21 protein-coding genes are annotated in these 22,270 nt (G+C 50.3%); 6 read left to right on the top strand and 15 right to left on the bottom strand.

Annotation, left to right across the window (positions count from 1 at the left end; all coding sequences use genetic code 11):
- Positions 1–49: 49 nt before the first annotated feature.
- From ACCI51_RS04425 to ACCI51_RS04415, 3 genes are all read right to left on the bottom strand, one after another.
- Complete coding sequence (locus ACCI51_RS04425; RefSeq protein WP_299586285.1) at positions 50–934, bottom strand: SDR family NAD(P)-dependent oxidoreductase; 885 nt, start codon at positions 932–934, stop codon at positions 50–52.
- 325 nt (positions 935–1,259) lie between these two features.
- Positions 1,260–1,904, bottom strand: coding sequence for a CatB-related O-acetyltransferase (locus tag ACCI51_RS04420; RefSeq protein WP_371842738.1), 645 nt, complete (start codon positions 1,902–1,904; stop codon positions 1,260–1,262).
- A gap of 794 nt (positions 1,905–2,698) precedes the next feature.
- A complete protein-coding gene (locus ACCI51_RS04415) occupies positions 2,699–3,076 on the bottom strand; it encodes a YybH family protein (RefSeq protein ID WP_371842737.1) in 378 nt (125 codons plus the stop codon).
- 114 nt (positions 3,077–3,190) lie between these two features.
- Between ACCI51_RS04415 and ACCI51_RS04410 the strand changes: the two genes are divergently transcribed.
- Positions 3,191–4,066, top strand: a complete 876-nt coding sequence (locus ACCI51_RS04410) for a LysR family transcriptional regulator (RefSeq protein WP_371842736.1) — start codon at positions 3,191–3,193, stop codon at positions 4,064–4,066.
- A 717-nt stretch (positions 4,067–4,783) separates the two neighbouring features.
- Here ACCI51_RS04410 and ACCI51_RS04405 read toward each other — a convergent pair.
- On the bottom strand, positions 4,784–5,824 hold the full coding sequence (locus ACCI51_RS04405; RefSeq protein ID WP_371842735.1) for an AraC family transcriptional regulator: 1,041 nt from the start codon (positions 5,822–5,824) through the stop codon (positions 4,784–4,786).
- Positions 5,825–6,041: 217 nt separating this feature from the next.
- Between ACCI51_RS04405 and ACCI51_RS04400 the strand changes: the two genes are divergently transcribed.
- Positions 6,042–6,545, top strand: coding sequence for a nuclear transport factor 2 family protein (locus ACCI51_RS04400; RefSeq protein ID WP_299586296.1), 504 nt, complete (start codon positions 6,042–6,044; stop codon positions 6,543–6,545).
- 56 nt (positions 6,546–6,601) lie between these two features.
- Here ACCI51_RS04400 and ACCI51_RS04395 read toward each other — a convergent pair whose 3' ends face one another.
- From ACCI51_RS04395 to ACCI51_RS04385, 3 genes are all read right to left on the bottom strand, one after another.
- Positions 6,602–7,237 (bottom strand): NUDIX hydrolase, encoded by a 636-nt coding sequence (locus tag ACCI51_RS04395; protein WP_371842734.1) that lies wholly within the window; start codon positions 7,235–7,237, stop codon positions 6,602–6,604.
- A gap of 87 nt (positions 7,238–7,324) precedes the next feature.
- Complete coding sequence (locus ACCI51_RS04390; protein ID WP_371842733.1) at positions 7,325–10,489, bottom strand: efflux RND transporter permease subunit; 3,165 nt, start codon at positions 10,487–10,489, stop codon at positions 7,325–7,327.
- Between the two features lie 33 nt (positions 10,490–10,522).
- Positions 10,523–11,818: an efflux RND transporter periplasmic adaptor subunit gene (locus ACCI51_RS04385; RefSeq protein WP_371842732.1), complete on the bottom strand. Its 1,296-nt coding sequence runs from the start codon at positions 11,816–11,818 to the stop codon at positions 10,523–10,525.
- Positions 11,819–11,920: 102 nt separating this feature from the next.
- Between ACCI51_RS04385 and ACCI51_RS04380 the strand changes: the two genes are divergently transcribed.
- Both ACCI51_RS04380 and ACCI51_RS04375 read left to right on the top strand, forming a co-directional pair.
- A complete protein-coding gene (locus ACCI51_RS04380; protein WP_299586305.1) occupies positions 11,921–12,460 on the top strand; it encodes an NUDIX hydrolase in 540 nt (179 codons plus the stop codon).
- A 74-nt stretch (positions 12,461–12,534) separates the two neighbouring features.
- Positions 12,535–13,065: a hypothetical protein gene (locus ACCI51_RS04375; protein WP_299586307.1), complete on the top strand. Its 531-nt coding sequence runs from the start codon at positions 12,535–12,537 to the stop codon at positions 13,063–13,065.
- A gap of 47 nt (positions 13,066–13,112) precedes the next feature.
- Here the strand turns inward: ACCI51_RS04375 and ACCI51_RS04370 are convergent, their stop codons facing one another.
- From ACCI51_RS04370 to nhaA, 5 genes are all read right to left on the bottom strand, one after another.
- Positions 13,113–13,448, bottom strand: coding sequence for a Nif3-like dinuclear metal center hexameric protein (locus tag ACCI51_RS04370; protein WP_299586310.1), 336 nt, complete (start codon positions 13,446–13,448; stop codon positions 13,113–13,115).
- Positions 13,449–13,525: 77 nt separating this feature from the next.
- Positions 13,526–14,380 carry a thioredoxin gene (gene trxA, locus ACCI51_RS04365; protein WP_299586313.1) on the bottom strand — a complete coding sequence of 285 codons (855 nt, stop codon included), beginning with the start codon at positions 14,378–14,380 and terminating at the stop codon, positions 13,526–13,528.
- A 39-nt stretch (positions 14,381–14,419) separates the two neighbouring features.
- A complete protein-coding gene (locus ACCI51_RS04360) occupies positions 14,420–14,800 on the bottom strand; it encodes an MmcQ/YjbR family DNA-binding protein (protein ID WP_299586315.1) in 381 nt (126 codons plus the stop codon).
- A gap of 9 nt (positions 14,801–14,809) precedes the next feature.
- A complete protein-coding gene (locus ACCI51_RS04355) occupies positions 14,810–16,180 on the bottom strand; it encodes a hypothetical protein (protein ID WP_371842731.1) in 1,371 nt (456 codons plus the stop codon).
- Between the two features lie 108 nt (positions 16,181–16,288).
- A complete protein-coding gene (gene nhaA, locus ACCI51_RS04350; protein ID WP_371842730.1) occupies positions 16,289–17,767 on the bottom strand; it encodes a Na+/H+ antiporter NhaA in 1,479 nt (492 codons plus the stop codon).
- Positions 17,768–17,893: 126 nt separating this feature from the next.
- Here nhaA and ACCI51_RS04345 point away from each other — a divergent pair, with 126 nt between their 5' ends.
- Complete coding sequence (locus ACCI51_RS04345; protein ID WP_371842729.1) at positions 17,894–18,658, top strand: TlyA family RNA methyltransferase; 765 nt, start codon at positions 17,894–17,896, stop codon at positions 18,656–18,658.
- A gap of 277 nt (positions 18,659–18,935) precedes the next feature.
- On the opposite strand, the gene ACCI51_RS04340 is transcribed toward ACCI51_RS04345, so the two are convergent.
- Entirely contained in the window at positions 18,936–19,811 is an 876-nt protein-coding gene (locus tag ACCI51_RS04340; RefSeq protein ID WP_371842822.1) for a LysR family transcriptional regulator, read from the bottom strand.
- Positions 19,812–19,976: 165 nt separating this feature from the next.
- On the opposite strand from ACCI51_RS04340, the gene ACCI51_RS04335 reads away from it, so the two are divergent.
- Entirely contained in the window at positions 19,977–20,666 is a 690-nt protein-coding gene (locus tag ACCI51_RS04335; protein ID WP_371842728.1) for a pirin family protein, read from the top strand.
- Between the two features lie 582 nt (positions 20,667–21,248).
- Here the strand turns inward: ACCI51_RS04335 and ACCI51_RS04330 are convergent.
- Positions 21,249–21,710 (bottom strand): NUDIX domain-containing protein, encoded by a 462-nt coding sequence (locus tag ACCI51_RS04330; protein ID WP_371842727.1) that lies wholly within the window; start codon positions 21,708–21,710, stop codon positions 21,249–21,251.
- Between the two features lie 120 nt (positions 21,711–21,830).
- Positions 21,831–22,226, bottom strand: coding sequence for a GNAT family N-acetyltransferase (locus ACCI51_RS04325; RefSeq protein WP_299583451.1), 396 nt, complete (start codon positions 22,224–22,226; stop codon positions 21,831–21,833).
- Positions 22,227–22,270 lie beyond the last annotated feature (44 nt).

Here is a 22,270-nt window from a genome sequence, read left to right as displayed (position 1 = left end):
TATGCCCGCAGGACTCCCTCCCCAGAACCGACTACCTAATCACCAGACCTCAGACCTTAGCCACCAAACCGCCATCCACATTAATCGTATCCGCGGTAATAAAACGGGAGTCCTCAGAGGCCAGAAAGACGGCAGCATTGGCTACATCAAGAGGATAACCAGGCCCCTGTAGCATTTGCGCGGGTTCAAGTACGCTGGAAAAAATATGTTTGCCCTGCGGGGAAGTCACCGTCTGTGTCAATATCTGCCCCGGCCTTAAGCAGTTGGCACGAATATTATGACGGGCACCAATCCCTGCTATGTAGCGGGTAAACGCCTCCACTCCCGCCTTGGAGGCATAATAAGAAGCAGAGGGCAGAAACCCAACCTGATCCAGCTGGCTATCGGTAGGGGCACTGAGTGCCGCGAGAGAAGAAATATTGATGATGGCGCCACCCCCGGCGCCTATCAAATAGGGCCACACCGCTTTGCACATTAGAAAAACACCCGTCAGGTTTACCCTGAAGACGTCCTCCCACTCCTGCAAAGGCTCCTCAGGGAACATCTCGGCTGCACCGGTACCCGCACTGTAAAACAGTATATTGATGCCGTCATAACAACCAACCACCTCGGAAACTGCTTTTGTAACCGCTGAAGTGCCTGTTACATCACAGGGGATATAGGTCGCATCACCGCCAGACGATCGAATAGCCCGCTCAACCGTTTTCCCTTCCAGCTCTCTCCGCGCCAGAATAGCGACCTTGGCCCCCTCTTCTGCAAAGCGATGGGCCGTGCTTTCACCAATACCCTCATTGCCTCCGACGACTATGGCGACCTTGCCTTGAAGTTTTCCTGACATACGAATAGAGCTCCAGAGAGAAAATAGGGTCTCACTCAGTTTAGTCGCACCCATGCCGGCAATGAGGTAGGCGGCATGATGGATCACTTTTTTCACTCAAAAAAAACCCAGATTCAATGAGCTATATAGGCGTCCTAAAAAGGGGAATATATTGGACAGGCATTCTCGATATATCGCCTACTTATAATGGAACGTGATTCGCTTAATCTAACTTCACCAAGAACTGTAAAAATGCACTAAACATCTATTGTCCGTTTTTACATAATTAAAGAGGAATCCCAAAAAAATAACCATATCGCGCCTTAAAACAGAACATAAGCTGAATTGAGCTAAGGGGGCATTAAGCCCTTGCCGCACCTTTCTTTTGACAATATGTGACTTACCCTTTTTTTGGTTTATACCCCACCAGCTGCCTCCACCCTTAATCGGCATGGACACTCACTCGTTTAAGCGCTGCGAGATCGCAACCCACTATAAGCTCTAGGTTTTCTGTGATTTTCTCTGCACTCCAATCCCACCAAGCAATATCTAATAGTGCATCAATTGTATTTTCATCAAAGCGATATTTAATGACCTTAGCTGGATTACCCACCACGATACTATAAGGCGGAACATCATTAGCCACCAAAGTCCTAGTACCTATAATGGCGCCACTGCCAATGGTTACTCCAGGCATGATGGTCGCCTCAAAACCGATCCAAACATCATTGCCAACAAGAGTATTTCCTTTATAAGGCAGCAGGTCCGCAGCTGGCGCCCCTCTCTCCCAGCCATTGGAAAATAAATAAAAGGGGTAGGTCGAAAAACCAGACAGATTATGATTCGCCCCATTCATAACAAACTTTACGCCTTGCGCAATAGAACAGAACTTCCCGATTAAAAGCTTATCTCCAATATGAGGGTGGTGATACAACACATTATGCTCAAACCTCTCAGGGCCTTTCACATCATCATAGTAGGTATAATCTCCAACTGAGATGTTTTCAGAGGTGATATAGTTCTTTAAATATCCCGTTCTTGGGAACCCTTTTCTGGGGCTTTTTTCTTCAGGGCTCGGACCTTTCATAACATCTCCAAAGTACGCTTCATGCACTTATTTACTAAGTTAAGGGGACTCTAAAAGAATAGCCACGATTATTGAACTTCACTTATTACAACAGAAGAGGATTACTCCTTAAACGTCAATATAGTTTCACATGGATTCCCCGCCAAACCTTAACATTTGGCAGAAATGTATATTTTTTACACCTAATCGCACCATATAGAAGACTTCATTTTTATTTGCATTACGTCATTCACGAAGCTACTTACTATGAAAGCAAATGTCGAAAAATCCGGGCAAATAAAATGCGCCATTGAAAGTACCTAGAGCATCTCCAGAGACACCAAACCGCCCCAGTCTATCTCGTGCAATTTTGCCAAAAGCTGGCCTTCAAATAAATTCCGATCGAGTATACAACCGGTGAGCTTCTCGACTCTGCTCCTCTTCCTTCAATACCGAAGTCGTTGCGCGCTATATCTGGCTTACCGCGGACTTCATCGAAGCATTGTTACCTCAACTCTCAGCCATATGGTAGCCGAGCATATGACAGCAAAGGTCTTTCAAAGAAAAGGCCCGGCAAAAAAAGAAACTTACTCGTTGGAGAACCATTACACAGTCGCCAAGGATATAAATCATTCTGGACATATGCTAAGCGCATTTTTAAGCCTGAAGACATCTATCGAAACCGATAACAGCCCCTCTAGTTAACGATTTACGATCCAGTTTTGTAGACCAGCAATGGGCCCCAATATTAGATTGTAATATTCCTCTATTTTCCCTGCGAGAAGCCATTCCAGGGCTCTTGGATTTCTATTCAATTATTTAGCATTTGGATCTATAGCTTCAAAATGATCTTCACGCAGGCGCATGGTCCCATCATCCTGCAGGACCCAGAGTTCCCGCGTGATTACTCCCTGTGCATTGTTCATTTCCCAGTGGCTAGAAAGCACCGTTGACGAATCATCTATTGCTTCAATTTTAGTATTCAGGTAAGTCACATCTGAGAACCCCTGCGCGACTAAATTTTTCCAGAAAGCCTGTATTTGCTCTCGCCCTTGGAACAAACCAAATGGCTTGGCCACCATTTGCGCCTCCTTCTCATACATAGAGGCACAACCTTCTGCATTTCCCTGATTGAAAAATGACTTCCACTGCTCACTAGCCACTATGGTTTTTTCAATTAACACCTTGCTCATATGAGATTCCTTTTTTCGATAACTCAGTATTGACGGTCTGAGGGCATATTGCCCCAGCTCCACCTCTGTGATAAACAGAGATTCAATCAAATTAGTGTTTAGAAAAATTGAACAATGAAACCCAATCTTGAGGACATGCAGGTATTCCTGGCTGTTGTAGAGGCGCGCAGCTTTACTGCTGCGGCCGACAATCTGGCACGCACCAAGTCGGCAATTAGCCAGGCGGTAACCCGATTAGAGGAGGATCTCGGCACCAGGCTGCTTTACCGTAGTACACGGGCACTTTCCTTAACGGAATCCGGCACCCAGTTCTACACTCACTGCCGTGAAATCCGGGATATCTATAACGCTGCCCTGACAGACTTAAAAAGTACCAGTGAAAAGCTCTCGGGTACGCTGACAGTGACGGCACCTCTCGCACTCTGCGAACCTGTCATTGTTCCGGCAATTGCGCAGCTCACAGAACAACATCCACAGCTCGGTGTTCGCTTGCTGGCTGACGATGCCCCCATAGATTTGATTGAATCCCAGGTGGATCTGGCAATCCGGGTGGGCAGTCTGGATATGCAATCGGCCAAGGTATCTAAACTGGGTACTCTTCAAGAAAGTCTCTATGCCAGCTCCAAGTATATAGAAAAGCAAGGTGGTCTACCTGACGAACTCTGCGAATTACGCCAATGGGAGCATATAGCCAATGACTGGCAGGGTACTCCAGTAAAGTATGACCTTGGCAATAAAAATATAATTCGGGTTACACCAAGGATTCGCTGTAATTCCCTTCACGATATATTGCAAATGACAGAGGTGGGGCTGGGAATTGCCAGATTACCTGACATGACTGCCAAAAAATTTATTCGTAATGGTTCACTGGAGCATGTGGTTACAGTGGCTTCAACTCCGATTCACTATATGCACCTATTTTCAAAAAGCCCCCCCGTAAAAGTACAGCGCTTTACCAAAATAATTAAATCTCTTTTGGCTTCCTATTAGCAGCTTTATCCTTCGGAATCACTGGATTACTCAACCACATAAAAAACCATTATCCAATCAGACACGATCTGTATGGACAACAGAGTGAAATAAAGGTCTTTATCTCTTGTGGTTTTTTGCCTCCGGATCCATCTTCTCACCCAAACAGCTCACTTAGAAACATCATGGGTGATTTTCAACCATGTGTTGAAAGACTCGCAAGACTCACTCTGTGCATCAATGACCGCGAGGCCGGGAGTTAGGTCCCTCTGCTTACGGAAAATGGGGGCATTGATAACGGCACTTTAAGGATTAAGGGGTGACAGAAACTACATCAATAGATACATATCCGCCATCAGCTATGGCACTCGGCATATCACTTCCTCACCGCTCTATATAGTCGCTCCCGAGAGATCGAGCATCGCCGGTAAAGCAACTACGAAGCGATACCCCTCAGGTACCATGTGGTTTTGGCCGGGTGGCTGATAATGAGCTGGTCAACATTCACGGCAACCGGCTGCTCCAGCACCGGAGTACGGAGGCGTTTGATTTACCTGGTGATCCAGAATTTTCACTAATAAACGCAAATCCGGAGTCAGCAAGTTTAATAAACACCCTACTCGACGCCTGGCAGAAATTTGATGAGTCAGTCATAAACTGAGTGGCCCGGCTGATATTTTTTGATGCCGTTTTAAACAACCATCTCACCGATAAACCAACACTCTTAACACTGAAAATTCACTCTTCAAGCTTTAACAATTCTTCTTTCTCAGCAAATGAACGCTTCACAAACTCAGAAGCACTAATGCCTAATTCCTCCCTAAACGCTCGGGAAAACTGGCTGGTACCATTAAATCCACAATTGAATGCCACCTGTAAAATACTGGCATCGCGGCCTGTAGACAGAAGTTGTGCCGATGCCGCCTCGATCCTGGCACGCCTCAACAGGCTCACATAGGAGGTTTGGTGGTAGCGCAAAGCCCTGTGCAAATAAGAGGGACAAATACCCAGAGAGACCGCCAACTGGCGGGCAGATAAGTCGGTGTCGCGACAGTGTTTATGTATCAACTGGCAAGCCCCACGAAAAATAGTGTTAAGCCGACTGGGGCTTTCCGATTCGGACGGCAAATTGCCACGCCTCTCCTGCAGACAGGCAATAATTAAATCCGAGATCGGATTGAAAAGTATTTCCGGTGCCACAAAGGCACACTGTTGTTTTGCTTGGGGAAACAACAACAAATAATTGCGTAGTAATAAACCAGGACCGCGACTACCATCAATTTCCAGAGGGCGACTATCCTCTGGCCCCAAGAAATACTTCTCGATTTTTCCTCGGGGGATACGGCACAGCAATGAGCGACTTTCGTGCACCAAATCATGGGTAATTGTCTGCGCCAAATCCACCAGGTAAAGGCCGCCGGCATTCATTGGAGTGAAATATTTACCTCGCTGTATGGCTCCCCTGCCCGCCAATAAGTAAATTAGCGTAAAGTTACTATACCCATCACTCAGGTGGTTACTGGCGCGCTTGAAGGTATTTCCAGAAAAACAGGCGCGCGCAAACGCCTCGCCAGTTTCAAGGTTAGCAGAGACTGCAAATTCACCTGAGTACTCCTCATTGTGATGGGACTTGAGTTGTAATTCACAGCGATACGGCAAACCCACTTCCATCAACTCTTTCCAGCGCCACCAACGCTCTTTAACCGAAAAATTATCAGTCTTTGCCGTCCACTCAAAAAAAGCGCTTTGATGGTTGCCCGGTACAAAGTTATTTTGCATGACTTACTTACCCCGAAGCTGTGTATTCACCGCATTCGCCAAGAATATTACATTCTAATCGTTTTACTGGGAGCACAAAGGGTTTTTGATGGCTAACGATCTTGCCAGCTTTACGCTGCGCAGATATCCGCCGCAAACAACCGATCAAAATTAGCAACAGTGACTATTTTAATTAGCATCAGCTTGCCAAGCATTCATTTAAATATCAGGTAAAAAAATGGACGAACTTCAGTTGTTCAGGGATCGATTTGCAATTAGCGACCTTCTGTCTCGGTACACATTAACAATTGATAATTGTGATGCCCGTGGTTGGGCATCACTGTTTACACTTGATGGCCACTTTCAACACGGCAGTCGTGTAATTCGTGGGAGGGAAAAGCTAGAGCGCTATGCGCTAATCCACAATAAACTAAGATGTCGGCATATTACCTCTTCACCCCTACATCATCTTTCTGAAGATGGGCAATCTGCTTCCGGTAAGGCAACTACAGTAGAAATAAATGCAACCCGGTCTGGCTACCGTATTGCAGTAATCGCGGAATACCGGGATGAATTGGTCAAGGTCGATGGCAACTGGCTCATTCGATGCAGACGCGGAGAAGAGGTTAAGCTAGTCGATGATCCTGATTTCCCAATTCTCTTTGCCGACCCGAACACTCGTGATCAGGTAAAGTTATTAATGGATGCATGGGATGAGTTGGGCGAAACCGTATCAGATTAACTCTGTACCCAATCATAAAATTCCAGAGAAAACCCTAGATTACACTTACATCAAGGCTAATTTAAGGCACGCAATGGCACATCGTCCCTGCGCCCGATTGAGGCGCCCAATATTCTCACCAGAAACTCGGTCAGTACTCCGGCGGTAAAACCCCAAATTTCAAACTCGCCAAACTGGTAGGCGGGCAGGTAAATAGCCTGATTATCAATAGTGATTCGATCGGTGCGGATACGGGGATCGGCGAGGAAAAAGGATAGTGGTACACGGAAAATTGCATCCAATTCACCGGGATTTGGGCTGAGGTGAATGTCGGCAGGAATGACCCCAACCCAAGGGGTTACATGCACCTGCCAGCGGGTGGTACGGGGCCACAGGGGGCCGAGCATACGCACCCGACTCATGGGTAAAGCCACCTCCTCCTCGGCTTCACGCAAGGCAGTGTATTGCAGGGAGGGGTCTGTAGCATCCCATCGTCCCCCGGGCAGGGAAACTTCGCCAGAGTGGGTGGAAAGCGTATCCGCGCGCTTGGTAAGTACCACATGAGGGTCCGGCTCGTTGGTCAGGGCAATCAATACAGCCGCGTGGCCATAAAGCTCCGGCCCAGTCGGAACCCCCGCCTCCAGATCTTCAATTTGTTGGGAAATTTTCTTTTCAATAATCGATAACATAAACACTTGTCCCACCTCTTTCACCTAGAGGCTCCCTAACATTCATCTTACTGATTCCCGGTGATAACACCGAGTCGTATGCCGCAATCTCCATTTGCGACTCTCGGCCGATTACTGCCGCTCAGACATTGGGGCCCCCTGCTGGGACTCTGGGGTATAGCCCCCTTTGAGCCTTTCCCGAATCGCTTGCACCAAGGCGTAATACACCGGCACTAACAGTGTGGCAAACAGGCTGGCCGCCAACATACCGCCAAACACCACCAAGCCAAGGGAGATACGACTCACGGCACCGGCGCCAGTAGCCACCAGTAACGGTATCACTCCGAGAATAAATGACATAGCCGTCATCAATACCGCTCGGAAACGCAACCGGGTGGCTGAGATGGCCGCTTCGGCAATGGATTTGCCCTTATCCCGCTCCACACAGGCGAATTCCACAATCAGAATGGCACTCTTCGCCGCCATACCAATTAACAGCACCAAGCCGATTTGGGTGTAGAGATTATTAATGGAACCCGCTAACCACACCACCAGCATGGCGCCGCAAATAGCAATGGGCACACACAGGAGCACCGCGACGGGAATACTCCAACTCTCATACTGGGCCACCAGGAACAGGTACACAAATACGATGGCCAAACTGAACAAAATGGGAGCCAGATTACCCGAGGTCACTTCCTGCAAACTAATGCCGGTCCACTCATAGCCATAGCCTTCAGGCAGCCTGGAAGCCAACTCCTCCATGGTATTCATCGCCTGACCACTGGAATAACCCGGCGCCGGCGCGCCGTTAATCGTCACGCTGTTATAGAGGTTGTAGCGGGTAATGGTCTGTGGGGCCACTACGGGCTCAATGGTAGAGACGGAGGTGATTGGCACCAGGCCCCCACTATTCGCGCGCACATAGAAACCCGCCAAGTTTTGTTCATCATCGCGAAATTGCGCGTCCGCCTGAGCGATAACACGGAATACTTTGCCGTATAAGTTAAAGTCATTGATGTAATAGCCGCCCAGGAAAGTTTGTAGTGTGGAATACACTTCCGGCAACGGGACACCGAGCACATGGGCCTTTTCCTTGTCGATTTTTAATTCCAACTGCGGAGTGGCGGCCTGAAAACTGGTGAAGGCCTGAGAGATTTCTGTGCGCTGATTGGCTGCGCCGAGCAGATCGAAAAGTACCTGGGATAACTCTGTAATACTGCGCCCCTGCAAATCCTCCAGCACAAATTCAAAGCCCCCCACAGTGCCGATTCCCGGCAACGGGGGAATAGCAAATGGCATAATTTGCGCATTGGGAATTTGTGCCAGCTTTTTTTGGACCCGTTCCATAATCGCGAACTGGTGATCTGCTTCGCTGGGGCGGTCATCCCAGGGTTTTAATACCGCAAACATCATCGCGGTGTTGGAGGAGACACTGCTGGTCAGTAGGTTATATCCGGGCACCCCCACCACATGAGCCATGGCGGGCTCTTCCAGCAATATATCGGTAACCTGATCCACAACCGGCCCGGTGCGCTCCAGGGAGGAACCATCCGGCAGCTGCACATGCAGCATAAACGTGCCCTGATCCTCATCGGGAATAAACCCAGTGGGGATACTCATAAACAACCAAAAAGCCAACAAGAAAACCCCAATAATCGTTGCCACTCCGATTAGAGGAATTTTTACGCAGGCTTTGACCATACCCACATAGAAATTTGTGGAATGGTGTAAAGACCGATTAAAGAAACCAAAAATCCCTGTCTCTTTAATACCGGCCACCTCTCCATCTTTACCCGGCTTGAGAATACTGGCGCAGAGTGCCGGGCTCAGGGTGAGTGCATTCAAGGAGGAGATCGCCACCGACATAGAAATAGTAACGGCAAACTGCTGGTACATTTTGCCGGTAATCCCCGGCATCAACATCACTGGTACAAATACCGCAAATAAAACCAGCGTCGTAGCGACCACTGGGCCGGTCACTTCGCGCATAGATTGCAGCGCGGCCTCTTTTGGCGTCATACCATCGCCCATAAGACGCTGGGTGTTCTCCACCACAATAATCGCGTCATCCACCACAATGCCAATAGCCAGAATCAAGGCAAACAAAGTGATGGTATTAATAGTCATGCCAAATGCCAGCATGAGTGCAAAGGTGCCGATCAGGGAAACCGGAATAGCGATGGCAGGAATCAGGGTAGAACGCCAATCCTGCAGAAACATGAAGACCACTAAAATAACCAGGAGCAGGGCGACAAACAGTGTCCGCACCACCTCCTTGATGGAGGCCTCCACAAACAGGGTGGTATCGTAGAGGATTTCCGCTTTCAAGCCATCGGGAAAACGCTGTGACAGCTCCTTCACTTTGGCTTTTATACCATCGGCCACATCGATCGCGTTGGCTTCCGGCAGCTGGTAGACACCGATCACCGCCGATGCCTCGTTATCCAGCTGGCCATACGAGGAATAGGACTCACTACCCAGTTCCACTCGTGCTATGTCTTTCACTTTCACCATGGCGCCATCAGGCTTGGCGCGAATGGTAATGTCCTCAAATTCCTCGGGCTTTATGAGCCGCCCCTGCACAAGAATATTGTATTGAAACTGCTGCTCTTTGCGGATGGGCGGCGCGCCGATCTGCCCTGCAGCCACCTGGATATTCTGTGCCTGTACCGCACTGATCACATCCTGGGTGGTGACATCGAGAGAGGCCATCCGGTTCGGATCCAGCCACAGGCGCATAGCGTAATTGCGCGAACCAAATATAACGACACTGCTCACCCCCAATACGCGTGCCAGCTCATCCTTTAAATAAATTTCGGCGTAATTGGCCAGAAAAAGTTCATCGAATTTCTGATCTGGGGAAAATAGATTCACCACCAACAACAACGTGGTGCTCTGCTTAGAGACCACCACACCATCGCGCTTTACGTCTTCCGGCAATTGTGGCGTGGCTTGCTCCACCCGGTTCTGCACATTCACTTGGGCGATATCGTCGTCGTAGCCGGATTTGAACGTTACCGTCAGACTGTAGGAACCATCGTTACCGCTGGTGGAAGACATGTATTCCATGCCCTCTACCCCATTGACCTGGGATTCTATTGGCACGGCGATACTATCGCGCACCACTTCGGCACTGGCTCCGGCGTAATTCGCGGCAACATTAATAGTCGCCGGTGTAATTTCTGGAAATTGCGCCACCGGCAATAGCGGCAGGGAGAGGATGCCCGCAAGGGAGATCAGTATGGAAATCACAAAGGCGAAGCGTGGTCGCCGTATACAAAAAGCACTGATCATAAAATCGCTATAAGCCCCTCCACCGCAACCGGGCTACTTGTAATCATCCGCCTCTCCCTCGTATTGGGGGCGTTCACCCTTCTCGCTACCTTCATCGGGTAGTAGCGTTCCCCGGCCGGTACCCATGGGCTGCTTTGATCCCGGCATATGTACTGGTGAACTCCCGCCGCGTGCGGGCTCTGCGGGTTTGTCCGCAACATCGTAGGGATTGCGCGGAGTGTTCTGCGGCGTCACCGGCTTGCCGGCAACTACCCGTTGCAGACCGTTCACAATGACCGATTCACCAACAACCACACCGCGGTTGACTGCCCAGAGTTCTCCCTCGCGCTGGCCCAGAGTGACATAGCGCTTTTCCGCAATATTGTTTTTGCCCAGCACGAAGAGGTAGCGCCCCTGCATGTCCTCCATCACCGCCGATTGCGGCACCAGCGGTTTGAGCGCCTCACTGCCGGTATACAAGCGGATGGAAACTCGCGCGAACTGCCCCTGTACCAACAGGCTTCCCGGGTTGGCAAAAAGTGCGCGCACCGCCACAGAGCCGGTATTCGGGTCAATCTGGTTGTCGATAAAGACAATCTTGCCCGGATAGGGATAGAAGTTTCCATCCGGTAGTTCGATACGCACATCCAATTCTGTAGGGGGCAAACCCTCGCGACGGCGGCGCTCGGCATCCACTTGTACGGCGAAAAGTTGGTCCTCCGGCACTTCGAACAACACGTAGATCGGGTCCATCTTGACGATGGTGGTAAGCGGGTCCGAATTGGGTCCCACCAGGGAGCCCTCGGTAAATTGGGTGCGACCTATACGACCGGTGAGAGGCGCATAAATCTTTGTAAAGGAAAGATCGAGCTGGGCGCTTTCCACTTTAGCGCGGTCCGCATCTACTTGGGACTTGGCCTCTTCGAAAGTCCCCATCAGTTCATCCATCTGTACTTGGCTGATGGCACCCGTGGCCACCAATGTGCGGCCACGTCGATAGTTGCGCTCGGCAACCCGGAGGGATGCCTGAGTGCGCTCCAGGTTTGCACTCTGGTTGTCCAGTTCGGCAATAAACGGACGTGGATCTATTTCGAATAGCAAGCGCCCTTTTTTGACGGTCTCCCCCTCCCTGAAATTACGACTCTCGATGTAACCTTGCACGCGGGGGCGCACCTTATACTCATCGGTGGCCTCCACCCGGCCGACAAATTCAAAGCGCGGAATCACAGGCTGTTCGCGCACCACCAATACCTCGACCGGAGGCGGTGGTGGCACCTTTTGCTCATCGTCTTTGCCGCCACAGGCAGACAAGAACGCCAGCACAAGCCCAAAAAATAAAAAACGCGCCATGGCAGGGTAGATACCGCCTTATGAATTTCAATATCTCTATCAACTATAGGCGTCAAAAAGCTGGAAGCTGGCGCTGGAATCTTGCATAGGTATACTGACGCAATGAAATTTTGTAGCCAATGCGGCAGCGATGCCGTCACATTTTCCATCCCAGAAGGCGATGATCGCCCGCGTCACCTATGCGGTAACTGCGGGACTATTCACTACATTAACCCACGTGTGATTGTCGGTGTTCTACCCTACCTGGAAGACCGGATCATGCTGTGCAAGCGGGCTATCGAGCCACGTTTGGGGCTTTGGACTCTGCCCGCCGGGTTTATGGAAAACGGTGAATCCAGTGAAGAGGGGGCGCTGCGGGAATCCTGGGAGGAGGCTCGTGCCAACATTCGTGTCGATGGCCTCTACTCAGTCTATGACATTCCCTATATCAACCAGGTCTACCTGATCTATCGCGGTGAACTGACCGATACCAATTTCGGACCGGGGCCGGAATCGTTAGAAGTGGAGCTATTTCGCCAGGAGGAAATTCCCTGGAAAGAAATTGCGTTCCCGATTATGCACAAAACCCTCGAGCATTATTTCGCCGACAGCAAACTTGGTCAGTACCAGCTGCACCGGGGCGTTATCTCGCGAAAACTGTAACCCGCGTTTTCGCGTGCTGAGCGGCCGGGAGCGCAGCTCCCTCTTCCGCATATCGGAAATACAAGGATATTCCAATGAAATACGCCTATATGCTCGCTGTCCTGCTATTAGTGGGCGTGGGTTTACCCATGCTTATCCCCGGACCCGATGGCAAGCCGATCATATCGCCTCAGGACTGGCTGCCGGATCAGCAGACTCTGGATACAGTACGCCAGCAGGGCCAGCGCGCCGTTCAAGCCGTGACCACTAGCACACAAAAATCCGCCGAGCAGTTTGAGACCCTGGTGGAATCCAGTGGCCTCCTGCCCGAGGAGTCAAAAAAGCCAACCACCGAAGTATTTAGCTGGCAGGATCGCCAGGGCAACTGGCATTTCTCTGATTCGGTGCCAGAGGGCTTGGGGGCCTCAGTGCGCATCCACCGGGTGAAGCCCATCAATACCCTGCCCGCCGATGCGGCTGGCACCAAAAGGCAAGCCCAAGAACCGCAATCGCAACGCTTGCAGGAGAGTGACTCTAGCGACAATCGTCTCTCTAACATCTTAAAAGAAATACAGGCACTCCAAGAAAAGAGCCAGGAACGCCAGCAGGCCCTGGATAACCTCTAACCCCCACTTAATAAAGGGGTTCAAGTGACAGGATTCGCATCTACATCCTATCGCTGCTTATGCGTTGTGGCACAGCGCTCATCCAGGCGCCACACATCAAACGCCGGCTCTTCGTAGGGGTGGGCTCGATACAGGGCCTCCAGGGCCGTATCCACATAATTATCCATACACACCATTTCAACCCGGTACTCCTCCACCTGCTCCACTTGCCCTGAGCCACCAATAAACGGCTGGCTCCCGGGAAGTGGGCGAAACTGACCGCAGCCAAGCACCTGCCAACAACAGCTGTCATAGTCCCCAATTCGACCGGCACCAGCTTGGAATAAGGCTTGTTTCACCGTCTCCAGATGGGATGCGGGGATATAGACACAGAGCTTGTACATAACAATTATTCACTCTTGATTGGCGGATAAAACAAAGGGGCCCAAGGCCCCTTTGTAATGCAAAATTCTGAAACACCTCAGAACATCAGCGTCATCAGCTTGCGCTGGTATTGCGTGGCGATCGGATCACCCGCCCCCAAGCTCTTCACGATGTCGAGGAATGCCTGCTTGGCCGCACCATCGGAGAAATTCATATCCCGGCGTAGAATATCCAGCAGCAGATCCAGCGCTTCCTGGTGGCGGCTGGCCTGGCTGTACTGCACGGCCAGCTGGTAGGCGGCATCGTAATCCTGTGGGTTCTGTTCCAGAGCTTTCTGCAACGCCTGGATTTCCGGAGTATCCGCCGCCTGCTGCTTCAACTCCAGCTGAGCCATCAGCTGTTGGTATTCAGCATCCTGATCCGCCAGGAGGATTTTTCCGAGCACCGTTTCCGCTTCCTGTGCGCGATTCTGATCGAGCAGTAATGCCGCAAGCTGTTTGGCGATATCCACACGCTCAGAGGATTCGCTATAAGCCTGGCGCAACAGTGGCAGTGCCTCATCGGCCTTGCCTTCGGCAATCAGTGCAAGAGCCTGCTGCAGCTTGATATCCCAGGGTTTGGGTAAGTATTTATCCAGCATTTCACGAATCTGGCTCTCTGGCTGCACTCCGGCAAAGCCATCTACCGGCTGCCCCTCTTTCAACAGCATCACTGTGGGCAGGCTGCGTACGCCCAGTTGGCCGGCGATCATCTGTTCGGTGTCGGCATTCACTCTAGCCAGGAGGAACTGGCCCGCGTATTCGTTGGCAAGCTTTTCCAGCACCGGCATCAACTGTTTGCACGGCTCGCACCAGTCGGCCCAGAAATCCACCAACACCGGGCGCTTCATTGATTCTTCGATCAGTACTTGCTGGGCGTTTTCTGCCGTTACATCGACAATAAATTCGTTCACAAACTCTCCTGAGTAATGTCTTGCTAATTTGCTGATGGTCTAGCGGTAGAGGGTATCCATGCCGTAGGCCAGTTCAAGGGATTCCCGCTCAATCTTACGCAGCCCTTTTACCACCAGGCCATAGGAGCGATCCACCATCCGCTCTATTTCATAATCCGGCACTGTGCCATCGAGCAAAACGGTATTCCAGTGCTTCTTGTTCATATGGTAACCCGGCAACACGCCGGGGAAGATATCCCGCAGGGCTTGCGCCTCATCGGGGTCACACTTCAAATTGGTGGCATCCGCCTCGCGATAACGACCGAGAGTGGCAAACATTCGCCCCTTCACCTTAAACACGGCGACCTCGGGACCAAAGGGAAAATCCTCAACCGCCTCAGGGCGAGCAAGCAGGTAATGTCTCAGCACCACGCTCTGCATTTTCCCACCCTACCAGTGTAGGGACGAGGGCAAACGCGGCGAAGACAGCAGTTTGGTAAAGCGCTGCCAACGCTCCTCCGCACTGCTGGTGTCCTGTTCGACATAATCCGCCACCAGCTTTTTGCCCCAGTTGTAGTTAATAACATAAGCGCCGTAGGCATCGACAAAATCCTTGCGCTGCAGCGCTTTAGCCGGGCTCATCAAGGTGTACTTTTCAAATAGGGGCGCCACCTGCGCGCCGGGGATTTCACCGTCGATATACTGTCTTGCGATTTCATTGCCGGCAAAGCTGAGCTTATCCACCAATGCCATCACCCGCTCATATTTTTGCGCACGCTGTGGGTCCAAGCCCGCCAGCGGGTAGAGCACCTCTCGCTCAAAGCGGTTTTTTTCCTCGCCGGGAAAGGCCAGATCAATGCCGTAGTTAGCACTGCCTTCTGCAATGAGGGATTGAGGACTAAACAGCGGATAGACACTGTATTCCACCCAGCCGCGCTCTTGCACCAAAGACTGCTCCAAGAGCGCATTATAAGTGTGATGGCCGGGATAGCCCTCGTGGCAGCCCAGATCGATGGCGCGGTCAATGGTAATCGGCAGACCGCTATTCACCTGTATCAAGCTGTGAGAGCCCCCCCGATACCAGTTGTAACCGCTCCAGGGTTTGTCACTGACGTATTCCAGCGCAAAGTGTTCATTATCCGGCAGGGAAATATACTGCTTGGTGCGCAGACGACACTCCTCGATTGATGCAGTAAACACCGCCTGTAGCTTATCTGATGGGATTTCAAATTCGCGACGAAATGCTTGCACCCGTTCACTCAGTGGCCGATCTCCCGGCAGCAGCTCTGCCAGCTCCTGAAGCTGCGGTTCAAAACTGGCAAAATCCTGTTTGGGCGGCAGGGTGTCGTACAGCTCGCGGGCCTCTTTGGCAAAGCTGCGCTCCGTTTCACCGGTAAGGCTCTCCGCATGCGCCACTAAAGCCCCCAGCTGGGTTTTTAGGTAGTGGAGGCGAAGTCCCTCGAGAGAACCGTCAGCCCCCTCCCCCCTTGGCAACTGCGCCAATAGCGTCCGCCCCCGCTGGGCAATTTTTGCTGGGCTGGCGCCACTCTGCTGTGCCTGTTCCCGCCACTCGGCCGGGCCGTAAAATGCATCCACATAGCGCTTGTCGTGATTGCCCAGCTCCAACACCAGGGCCACATACTCCCTGGCTACGGTATCCATCGACATATCCCCTTTCCCTTTATTTGCCGCCGGCATCGCCTTGAGGCTCATTAGCTCCGGTGATATAGCATCTTGTGCTGTTTTACTTTCACAACCGCCAAAAAGCAGTGGCGCCGCCAATACGAAAAGCAGGCCCGCTGCCTTTATCACTCGTTTCATTATTATTGATTCTCTGTGGATGGATCTCATATCGGACAGGTCTGGCTAGAAACTAACTGGAAGTGAGGTCAAGACCCCATCACACTGGTGGGGTCGCTGGCGATAACCTTAGCCCTGGCGCTCAGTGTTCTCCTGAGCGGATACTTCCCTCTGCGTATTGTCGCCCCCATCTGGCGTTGGATTTCCCTCGCTATCCGCCTGGCCATCAAACTCCTCAGAAACCGGCGCATTGCGCAGTACGAGGAAACCGGCGATACCGGCGATGACAGAGGCCAGTAAGATACCCGCCTTGGCCTGGATGAGCAGGTTACCTTGGCCGCTAAATGCCAATTCGGCGATAAAGATCGACATGGTAAAGCCGATACCCCCAAGCAGCGCAACACCAACGATATGTTGAAAGTTCGCCAGTTTTGGCAGTTTGCCCAAGCCCAACTTCCAACCGATCCAGGTGGCCCCCACAATCCCCACCAACTTGCCCACTACCAGGCCCGCAATCACACCGAGGGTCACAGGATTGAGCACCGCCGTGGAACTGGTAAAACTGTCAAAGGGAATACCCGCATTGGCCAGGGCAAAAATAGGGATCACAATAAAGCCCACAGGGGTATGCAGGCGTGTCTCCATACGCTGCAAGGGAGACTGCGCCAAGTTCACACCGTTACCCAGAGCCATTACCCGTGCACGCAGGGCATCGTTGGCAATAATTTTGTCACCGGGGCGGAAACAGCGATCAAAGCTGCGGATAATATCTTTTACAAAGGTGCTAAAAGCCACAGGATCATATTTGGGCTTGGCCGGCAATGCCATCGCCGTGATGACCCCTGCGATAGTCGCATGTACCCCGGCCAGATAGAACTCATACCACAGCAGGATCCCCACAAACACATAGGCCGGTGAGCTACGCACACCGGCGGCCTTGAGCAACCACATAATTACGATCAGGCAGCCCGCTGCGATCAGTGCGGCCACATTCACTTGTTCGGTATACCAGATGGCGATCACCAGGATAGCCCCCAGGTCATCGACAATTGCCAAGGCCACCAAAAAAGTAACCACGGCACGGGGAACCCGATTCCCCAGCAGCGCGATACACCCGACGGCAAAAGCAATATCCGTGGCCATGGGGATACCCCAGCCACGCTCAGCCTCTCCGCCGCCATTAAAAGCGGCATAGATCAAAGCCGGCACCACCATACCGCCGATCGCTGCCATCACCGGCAACACCGCTTGGCGAAGGTCAGATAATTCCCCCACCATAAATTCACGTTTTAATTCCAGGCCCACCAGAAAAAAGAAGATCGCCATCAGGCCATCGTTAATCCAATGATGCAGAGACAGAGAAAATTCCCAATCTCCCGCATTGAGGCTAATGGGCATGTGCAGCAGATGCTTGTAGGCATCTTCCAGAGGGGAATTGGCGATAATCAGTGCAGCCAGCGCAGAGAGCATCAACAAAATGCCACTGCTGCTTTGTCGATGAATAAACTCTTCGAAAGGTGTCATCAAGCGCCCAAAAGCCTCCTCCAAAGGCGCCTCAAAAACCTTTCCTTTGCGAATCTTGAACTTGTTCAGAACGCTTTTTGCCATCGACTGACATCCTCTTTCCTAAAGACTAGCTCTACAACCTGCAGGGCCACACTTCTACCTATGGGAGCCAGAGGTTAGCATGGCCACTGTATTCTTAACCATATTGACAGGACACCGTTGCGAAACATGACCCGACTGGACCAATTGCTAGTAAAGAGAAAACTCGCCAACTCCCGCACCCACGCCAAAAAGCTAGTCGATGCCGGCCGGGTCATGCTCTCGGAAGGTGGCCCCATGAAAGCTGCACGCAAAGCGGCGCAGTCTGTCAGCGAGAGCTGTGCCCTGGAAGTCACGCCCCTCCCCGAGGATCAATACGTATCCCGCGCCGGCCTGAAACTCGCCGCGATTCTCGACCATACCGGCTTAAACCCCAAAGGCTGGCACGCCTTGGATGTAGGCTGCTCCACGGGCGGCTTCAGCGACTGCCTATTACAGAGAGGCGCCGTTTCAGTGGTGGGGGTGGATGTGGGGCACGACCAGCTTGCACAGAAGTTACAAAATGACTCCCGTATGTATCTGTTCGAAGGGATTAACGCGCGCCACTTACAAGCGTCCCAACTTTCCCCCTACGCAGATAACGGCTTTGATGCCATCGTTATGGATGTATCCTTCATATCCCAGGCCCTGATACTGCCGCAGCTACCCACTCTATTAAAACCCAGTGGGCAACTGTTGAGCCTGGTAAAACCACAATTCGAGGTTGGCCAAGGGGGTTTAGGAAAGGGGGGGCTGGTGCGCGATGCCAAACTTTATCCACAAGTCCGTGAACAGATTACTAATTTATGTGGTGAGCTGGGACTCGAAGTAAAGGCGTATATTGATAGTCCAATTAAAGGTGGGGATGGTAACCGGGAATTTTTACTCTGGGCCATACCAAAACGTGACAGCTAAACAATTACGGATAATAGATCGAAGACAAGAGAAACTACATTATAAGACCCACCGCTTATAGCCCGACAAAACCTGGTAAGGAATACACTTCTCTCAATGAGATCTCAGGCAAGGATGCCTAATAAAAATATCCCAATATTCACAATCTGCTTTCAACTCTGAACCGCATCACCCTTTAGGCTACTACGGCAGCCGTATACTTTCACAACACCCAGCGACTCTTTTATAAAATCTCCAGGAGAGTACCCTATATGGTTCGAAAGAAACCAACAAATTATCAGCCTAATCGGCATGTGAAAATTTGTTGGATAAAGTTCAAGAAAGAACGAACCTTCGGAAGCTTCTGCCGATGTTGCGGGTAGAGAGCATATAGATCTACCGATGGCATTTCCCAACCCGAGCACATGGGCACCAAAAAGCCCTGATCCACCTCTTGCTGGCACATATAGTCTGGCAAAATTCCAATTCCAGAGCCATCAATCAGCATTTGTTTTAACATTAAAAAATCATCGACTCGCACTCTCGGTATGATCCCTATCTCTTGCATATCAACACCATTAGTTAAACGCAAGCTGTCACCATGCTGGGCACTGCTCATAATAAGAAACTGGCATTCGGCCACAGATTCAAGATCTGCTTTGAGATTATTTTTTCTTAGGTACTCTGGGCTTACGTATAAACGACGCCTGATTTCTCCCAGTTTTTTTGCGACCAATCTGGAGTCCACCAATATTCCCACGCGGACAACTAAATCGTAACCCTCTTCAACCAGATCTACTCTTCGATTGGAGAGAGTCAACTCTAACTGAATGTCCGGATGGCTTTCCAGAAACTCACTCATTACATTTTTCAAAACCGCATGGCCGACACCAACAGAAACGCTCACTCGCAACGTGCCGCATGCTTTGTTCACCAAGCTGCCGACCTTACTTTCCGCTAGATCCACCTCATATTGAATTCGACGACAGTGTTGCAAATAGGCGCTACCAGCCTCGGTTAATTTTTGCGTTCGCGTGGTGCGCTCGAGCAGGGTGACATCCAGAGCGTGTTCCAGCCTGGCAATTTTCCGACTGAGATTAGCCTTAGGCAAGTTAAGCCTTTCCGCTGCCGAGGTAAAACTACCCGCATCCACTACGGCCATAAACAGCAGCATGTCATTCAAATCAACTCTATGGCCCATCCAGCTTTCCCACTGCAACTCTTATTGTTGTCAAAAATAGAACAATCATTTTTAAATATAAGCATATATCAAACAATAACGTATAGCTAGAATAGCCTCATCAACTAAAGCAATAGACAAAGCAACCCGGAGAAGAGAATGGAAATTTTAGCCAGAGACACACTACCTTTAGGCGGCTTCGCAGGTATTACCGAGCACCGATTGGTTACTGACAGCCGCGTATTTGGTAATCGTAAAAAAGCAGAGACCTTTGAAGGTCTGGGGAACATGGTGTACTTGGCCGATGCACGTTACTTACCCCAAGGATCATCGGGCATGCATCCGCACAGTGAAATCGATGTGATATCTATCATCATTGAAGGCCGGGTCAGCCATGAGGGATCTCTGGAGCATGGCAAAGACTTGGCGGCAGGCGAAGTTCAAGTACAACGCGCCGGCGGTGAAGGTTTTTCCCACAATGAAATCAACCCTGACAAACAACAAAACAGAATGCTGCAAGTCTGGGCTCTGCCAGAGAAAGCTGGCCAGCCTGCGGGGTATAAAACCTACAAACCGGCATTAGATGGCACCACTCGTATTTATGGAGGTATTGACGAGAAAGGCAGTACTTTTGATAGCAGCACTGTAATGGACATTGCACACTTAAAAACAGGCGAGCAATTAACTTTAGATAAAGCTCACTTGATTTATATTATTAGCGGTAGTGCGAAAGCAATATCAAGAAATATCACTAAGAAGGTAAAGGAAGGGGACTTAATTCGAGGAGACAATTTAACGCTCACCGGCACAGCAGCACTGCATTTGCTTCTTGTGAGCCATAGCAACTAGATATCTGGCTGCAAAAAATGTCATTCACAATTATACAGTTTACCGAGCATCAACCACTCCCCCCTTAGTTAGGGTAAGAACTTTATCCGTTTTGACAAAGGCGCCTAAATCAAAACCACGTAAAGTTCTATTTTCAAGGGTGCTGGCGGCCAAACTCTGCAACATCAAAACTACGTAGCCCAAATACCCCAGAGAGGAATTAAACCCAAGCCTGAAAACAGTAAACTCAACTTAATGTAAGCGCCTCCGCTCCAAGCGGTATTTACTTTCAGGTCAAGCTGGGAAAATCGCAACGTCAGTAGTTCAAGCATTACTCCAAAATATTTCCTGCTTGGCAAAGGGATCCCTGTAAGAACCCTGCTGCACCTTTGTCAATCCCAGCTTTCTTAGGGACATTTCAACTACATGCCGGTTAAAAGACGAAACATGTCCACCATTCAGGTAGAGGTCAACATCCATCCAGGAAGCATGTTTGATTTCCTCGGTATCCGTGATTGAAATAGCCCGGTTTAAGGGTGCCAATTCACAGACAAAATAGATATCCGTGTAACCAAAATTTGCAGGGAATCGGGTGGCAAACCCCTATACAGAGGTAAATTCACAGGAAATGCCTGTTTCTTCATAGACCTCTCGAAGAACCGCATCGGCTATCTTTTCACCCAGATCAACAGTTCCACCAGGCAATTTGGGGCTTGATGAAGCGCCGTGCCCCTGTACACAAAGTAGCTGTCCATTAAGCAACACAAAGCCCCCAACACCTACCGTATGGGTTGGGGAAAACGGAACATAAGCATCGTTTCGCAGCTTGAGAACCAACCTGGTTGCCGAACCTCGGCAACTGTGAAAGGTAAAGCCATGCTCCAAGCACATCGGTATAAGCCGGGTAAGTGCATCTTGTAGAGTGATCCAGATTAATTTTCTATTTTTTACTCTGGACACTTCAATTATGGCAACCAGTTCAGTCAGTAACTGGTCATCAGTCCCCATAAAGCTTTCCAGGCTTAAAGTAACGCAATTAAATGAATCAACTGTATGATGAAGCACAAGCAACCTATTAAATACCTAAATGATTTTAATACCATAAGCGATATGGCCAACACTGAATCAATCATTCGTTTATTGGTGTAAAACCAACTGCGAACCCACAATAATAGCTATGTGCCATTATTTGCTTATATGCATCCCCTCGGTATTTGGGCGGCTCAATTCAAATCCAAACTTTTTATAAAGTTCAGGAACATCTGCCATCAACGTAATATATGCTGAAGGAAGCGCTTCTCGATCCAGGTAAGCCATAATATGCTCCATTACCTGACGCCCCAGGCCAACACCTTGGAATTTGGGGTCGACTGCGACATCCACTATCTCAAAATTAAGTGCGCCGTCCCCCACTACCCGCCCCATAGCGACAGTTTCTGAGTGTCTTTTTATGTGGATACCGTACAAGCTATTTGGAAGGCCTTTTTCCGCTGCTTCACGGCTTCTGGGAGTTAAACCTGTTATCTCTCGCAGCCTGAGGAAATCCTCAGTAGGAGCTACTTTCTCAATAATTGTGTACATATTTGCCCGAAAAAATAAACAAATCAATATTGCCGCCAAGTCTA

The sequence above is a fragment of the Microbulbifer echini genome (assembly GCF_041447225.1).
Lineage (GTDB): Bacteria > Pseudomonadota > Gammaproteobacteria > Pseudomonadales > Cellvibrionaceae > Microbulbifer > Microbulbifer echini.
Note: the sequence above shows the minus strand (reverse complement) of the source record. Positions and strands in the feature narration are given on the sequence as shown.

Excerpts from the sequence above, each read along its gene's own strand:
- ACCI51_RS04420 (WP_371842738.1), bottom strand. The coding sequence starts at position 1,904 with ATGAAAGGTCCGAGCCCTGAAGAAAAAAGCCCCAGAAAAGGGTTCCCA.
- ACCI51_RS04415 (WP_371842737.1), bottom strand. The coding sequence starts at position 3,076 with ATGAGCAAGGTGTTAATTGAAAAAACCATAGTGGCTAGTGAGCAGTGG.
- ACCI51_RS04410 (WP_371842736.1), top strand. The coding sequence starts at position 3,191 with ATGAAACCCAATCTTGAGGACATGCAGGTATTCCTGGCTGTTGTAGAG.
- ACCI51_RS04405 (WP_371842735.1), bottom strand. The coding sequence starts at position 5,824 with ATGCAAAATAACTTTGTACCGGGCAACCATCAAAGCGCTTTTTTTGAG.
- ACCI51_RS04400 (WP_299586296.1), top strand. The coding sequence starts at position 6,042 with ATGGACGAACTTCAGTTGTTCAGGGATCGATTTGCAATTAGCGACCTT.
- ACCI51_RS04390 (WP_371842733.1), bottom strand. The coding sequence starts at position 10,489 with ATGATCAGTGCTTTTTGTATACGGCGACCACGCTTCGCCTTTGTGATT.
- ACCI51_RS04385 (WP_371842732.1), bottom strand. The coding sequence starts at position 11,818 with ATGGCGCGTTTTTTATTTTTTGGGCTTGTGCTGGCGTTCTTGTCTGCC.
- ACCI51_RS04380 (WP_299586305.1), top strand. The coding sequence starts at position 11,921 with ATGAAATTTTGTAGCCAATGCGGCAGCGATGCCGTCACATTTTCCATC.
- ACCI51_RS04375 (WP_299586307.1), top strand. The coding sequence starts at position 12,535 with ATGAAATACGCCTATATGCTCGCTGTCCTGCTATTAGTGGGCGTGGGT.
- ACCI51_RS04370 (WP_299586310.1), bottom strand. The coding sequence starts at position 13,448 with ATGTACAAGCTCTGTGTCTATATCCCCGCATCCCATCTGGAGACGGTG.
- ACCI51_RS04360 (WP_299586315.1), bottom strand. The coding sequence starts at position 14,800 with ATGCAGAGCGTGGTGCTGAGACATTACCTGCTTGCTCGCCCTGAGGCG.
- ACCI51_RS04355 (WP_371842731.1), bottom strand. The coding sequence starts at position 16,180 with ATGAAACGAGTGATAAAGGCAGCGGGCCTGCTTTTCGTATTGGCGGCG.
- nhaA (WP_371842730.1), bottom strand. The coding sequence starts at position 17,767 with ATGGCAAAAAGCGTTCTGAACAAGTTCAAGATTCGCAAAGGAAAGGTT.
- ACCI51_RS04345 (WP_371842729.1), top strand. The coding sequence starts at position 17,894 with ATGACCCGACTGGACCAATTGCTAGTAAAGAGAAAACTCGCCAACTCC.
- ACCI51_RS04340 (WP_371842822.1), bottom strand. The coding sequence starts at position 19,811 with ATGCTGCTGTTTATGGCCGTAGTGGATGCGGGTAGTTTTACCTCGGCA.
- ACCI51_RS04335 (WP_371842728.1), top strand. The coding sequence starts at position 19,977 with ATGGAAATTTTAGCCAGAGACACACTACCTTTAGGCGGCTTCGCAGGT.
- ACCI51_RS04325 (WP_299583451.1), bottom strand. The coding sequence starts at position 22,226 with ATGTACACAATTATTGAGAAAGTAGCTCCTACTGAGGATTTCCTCAGG.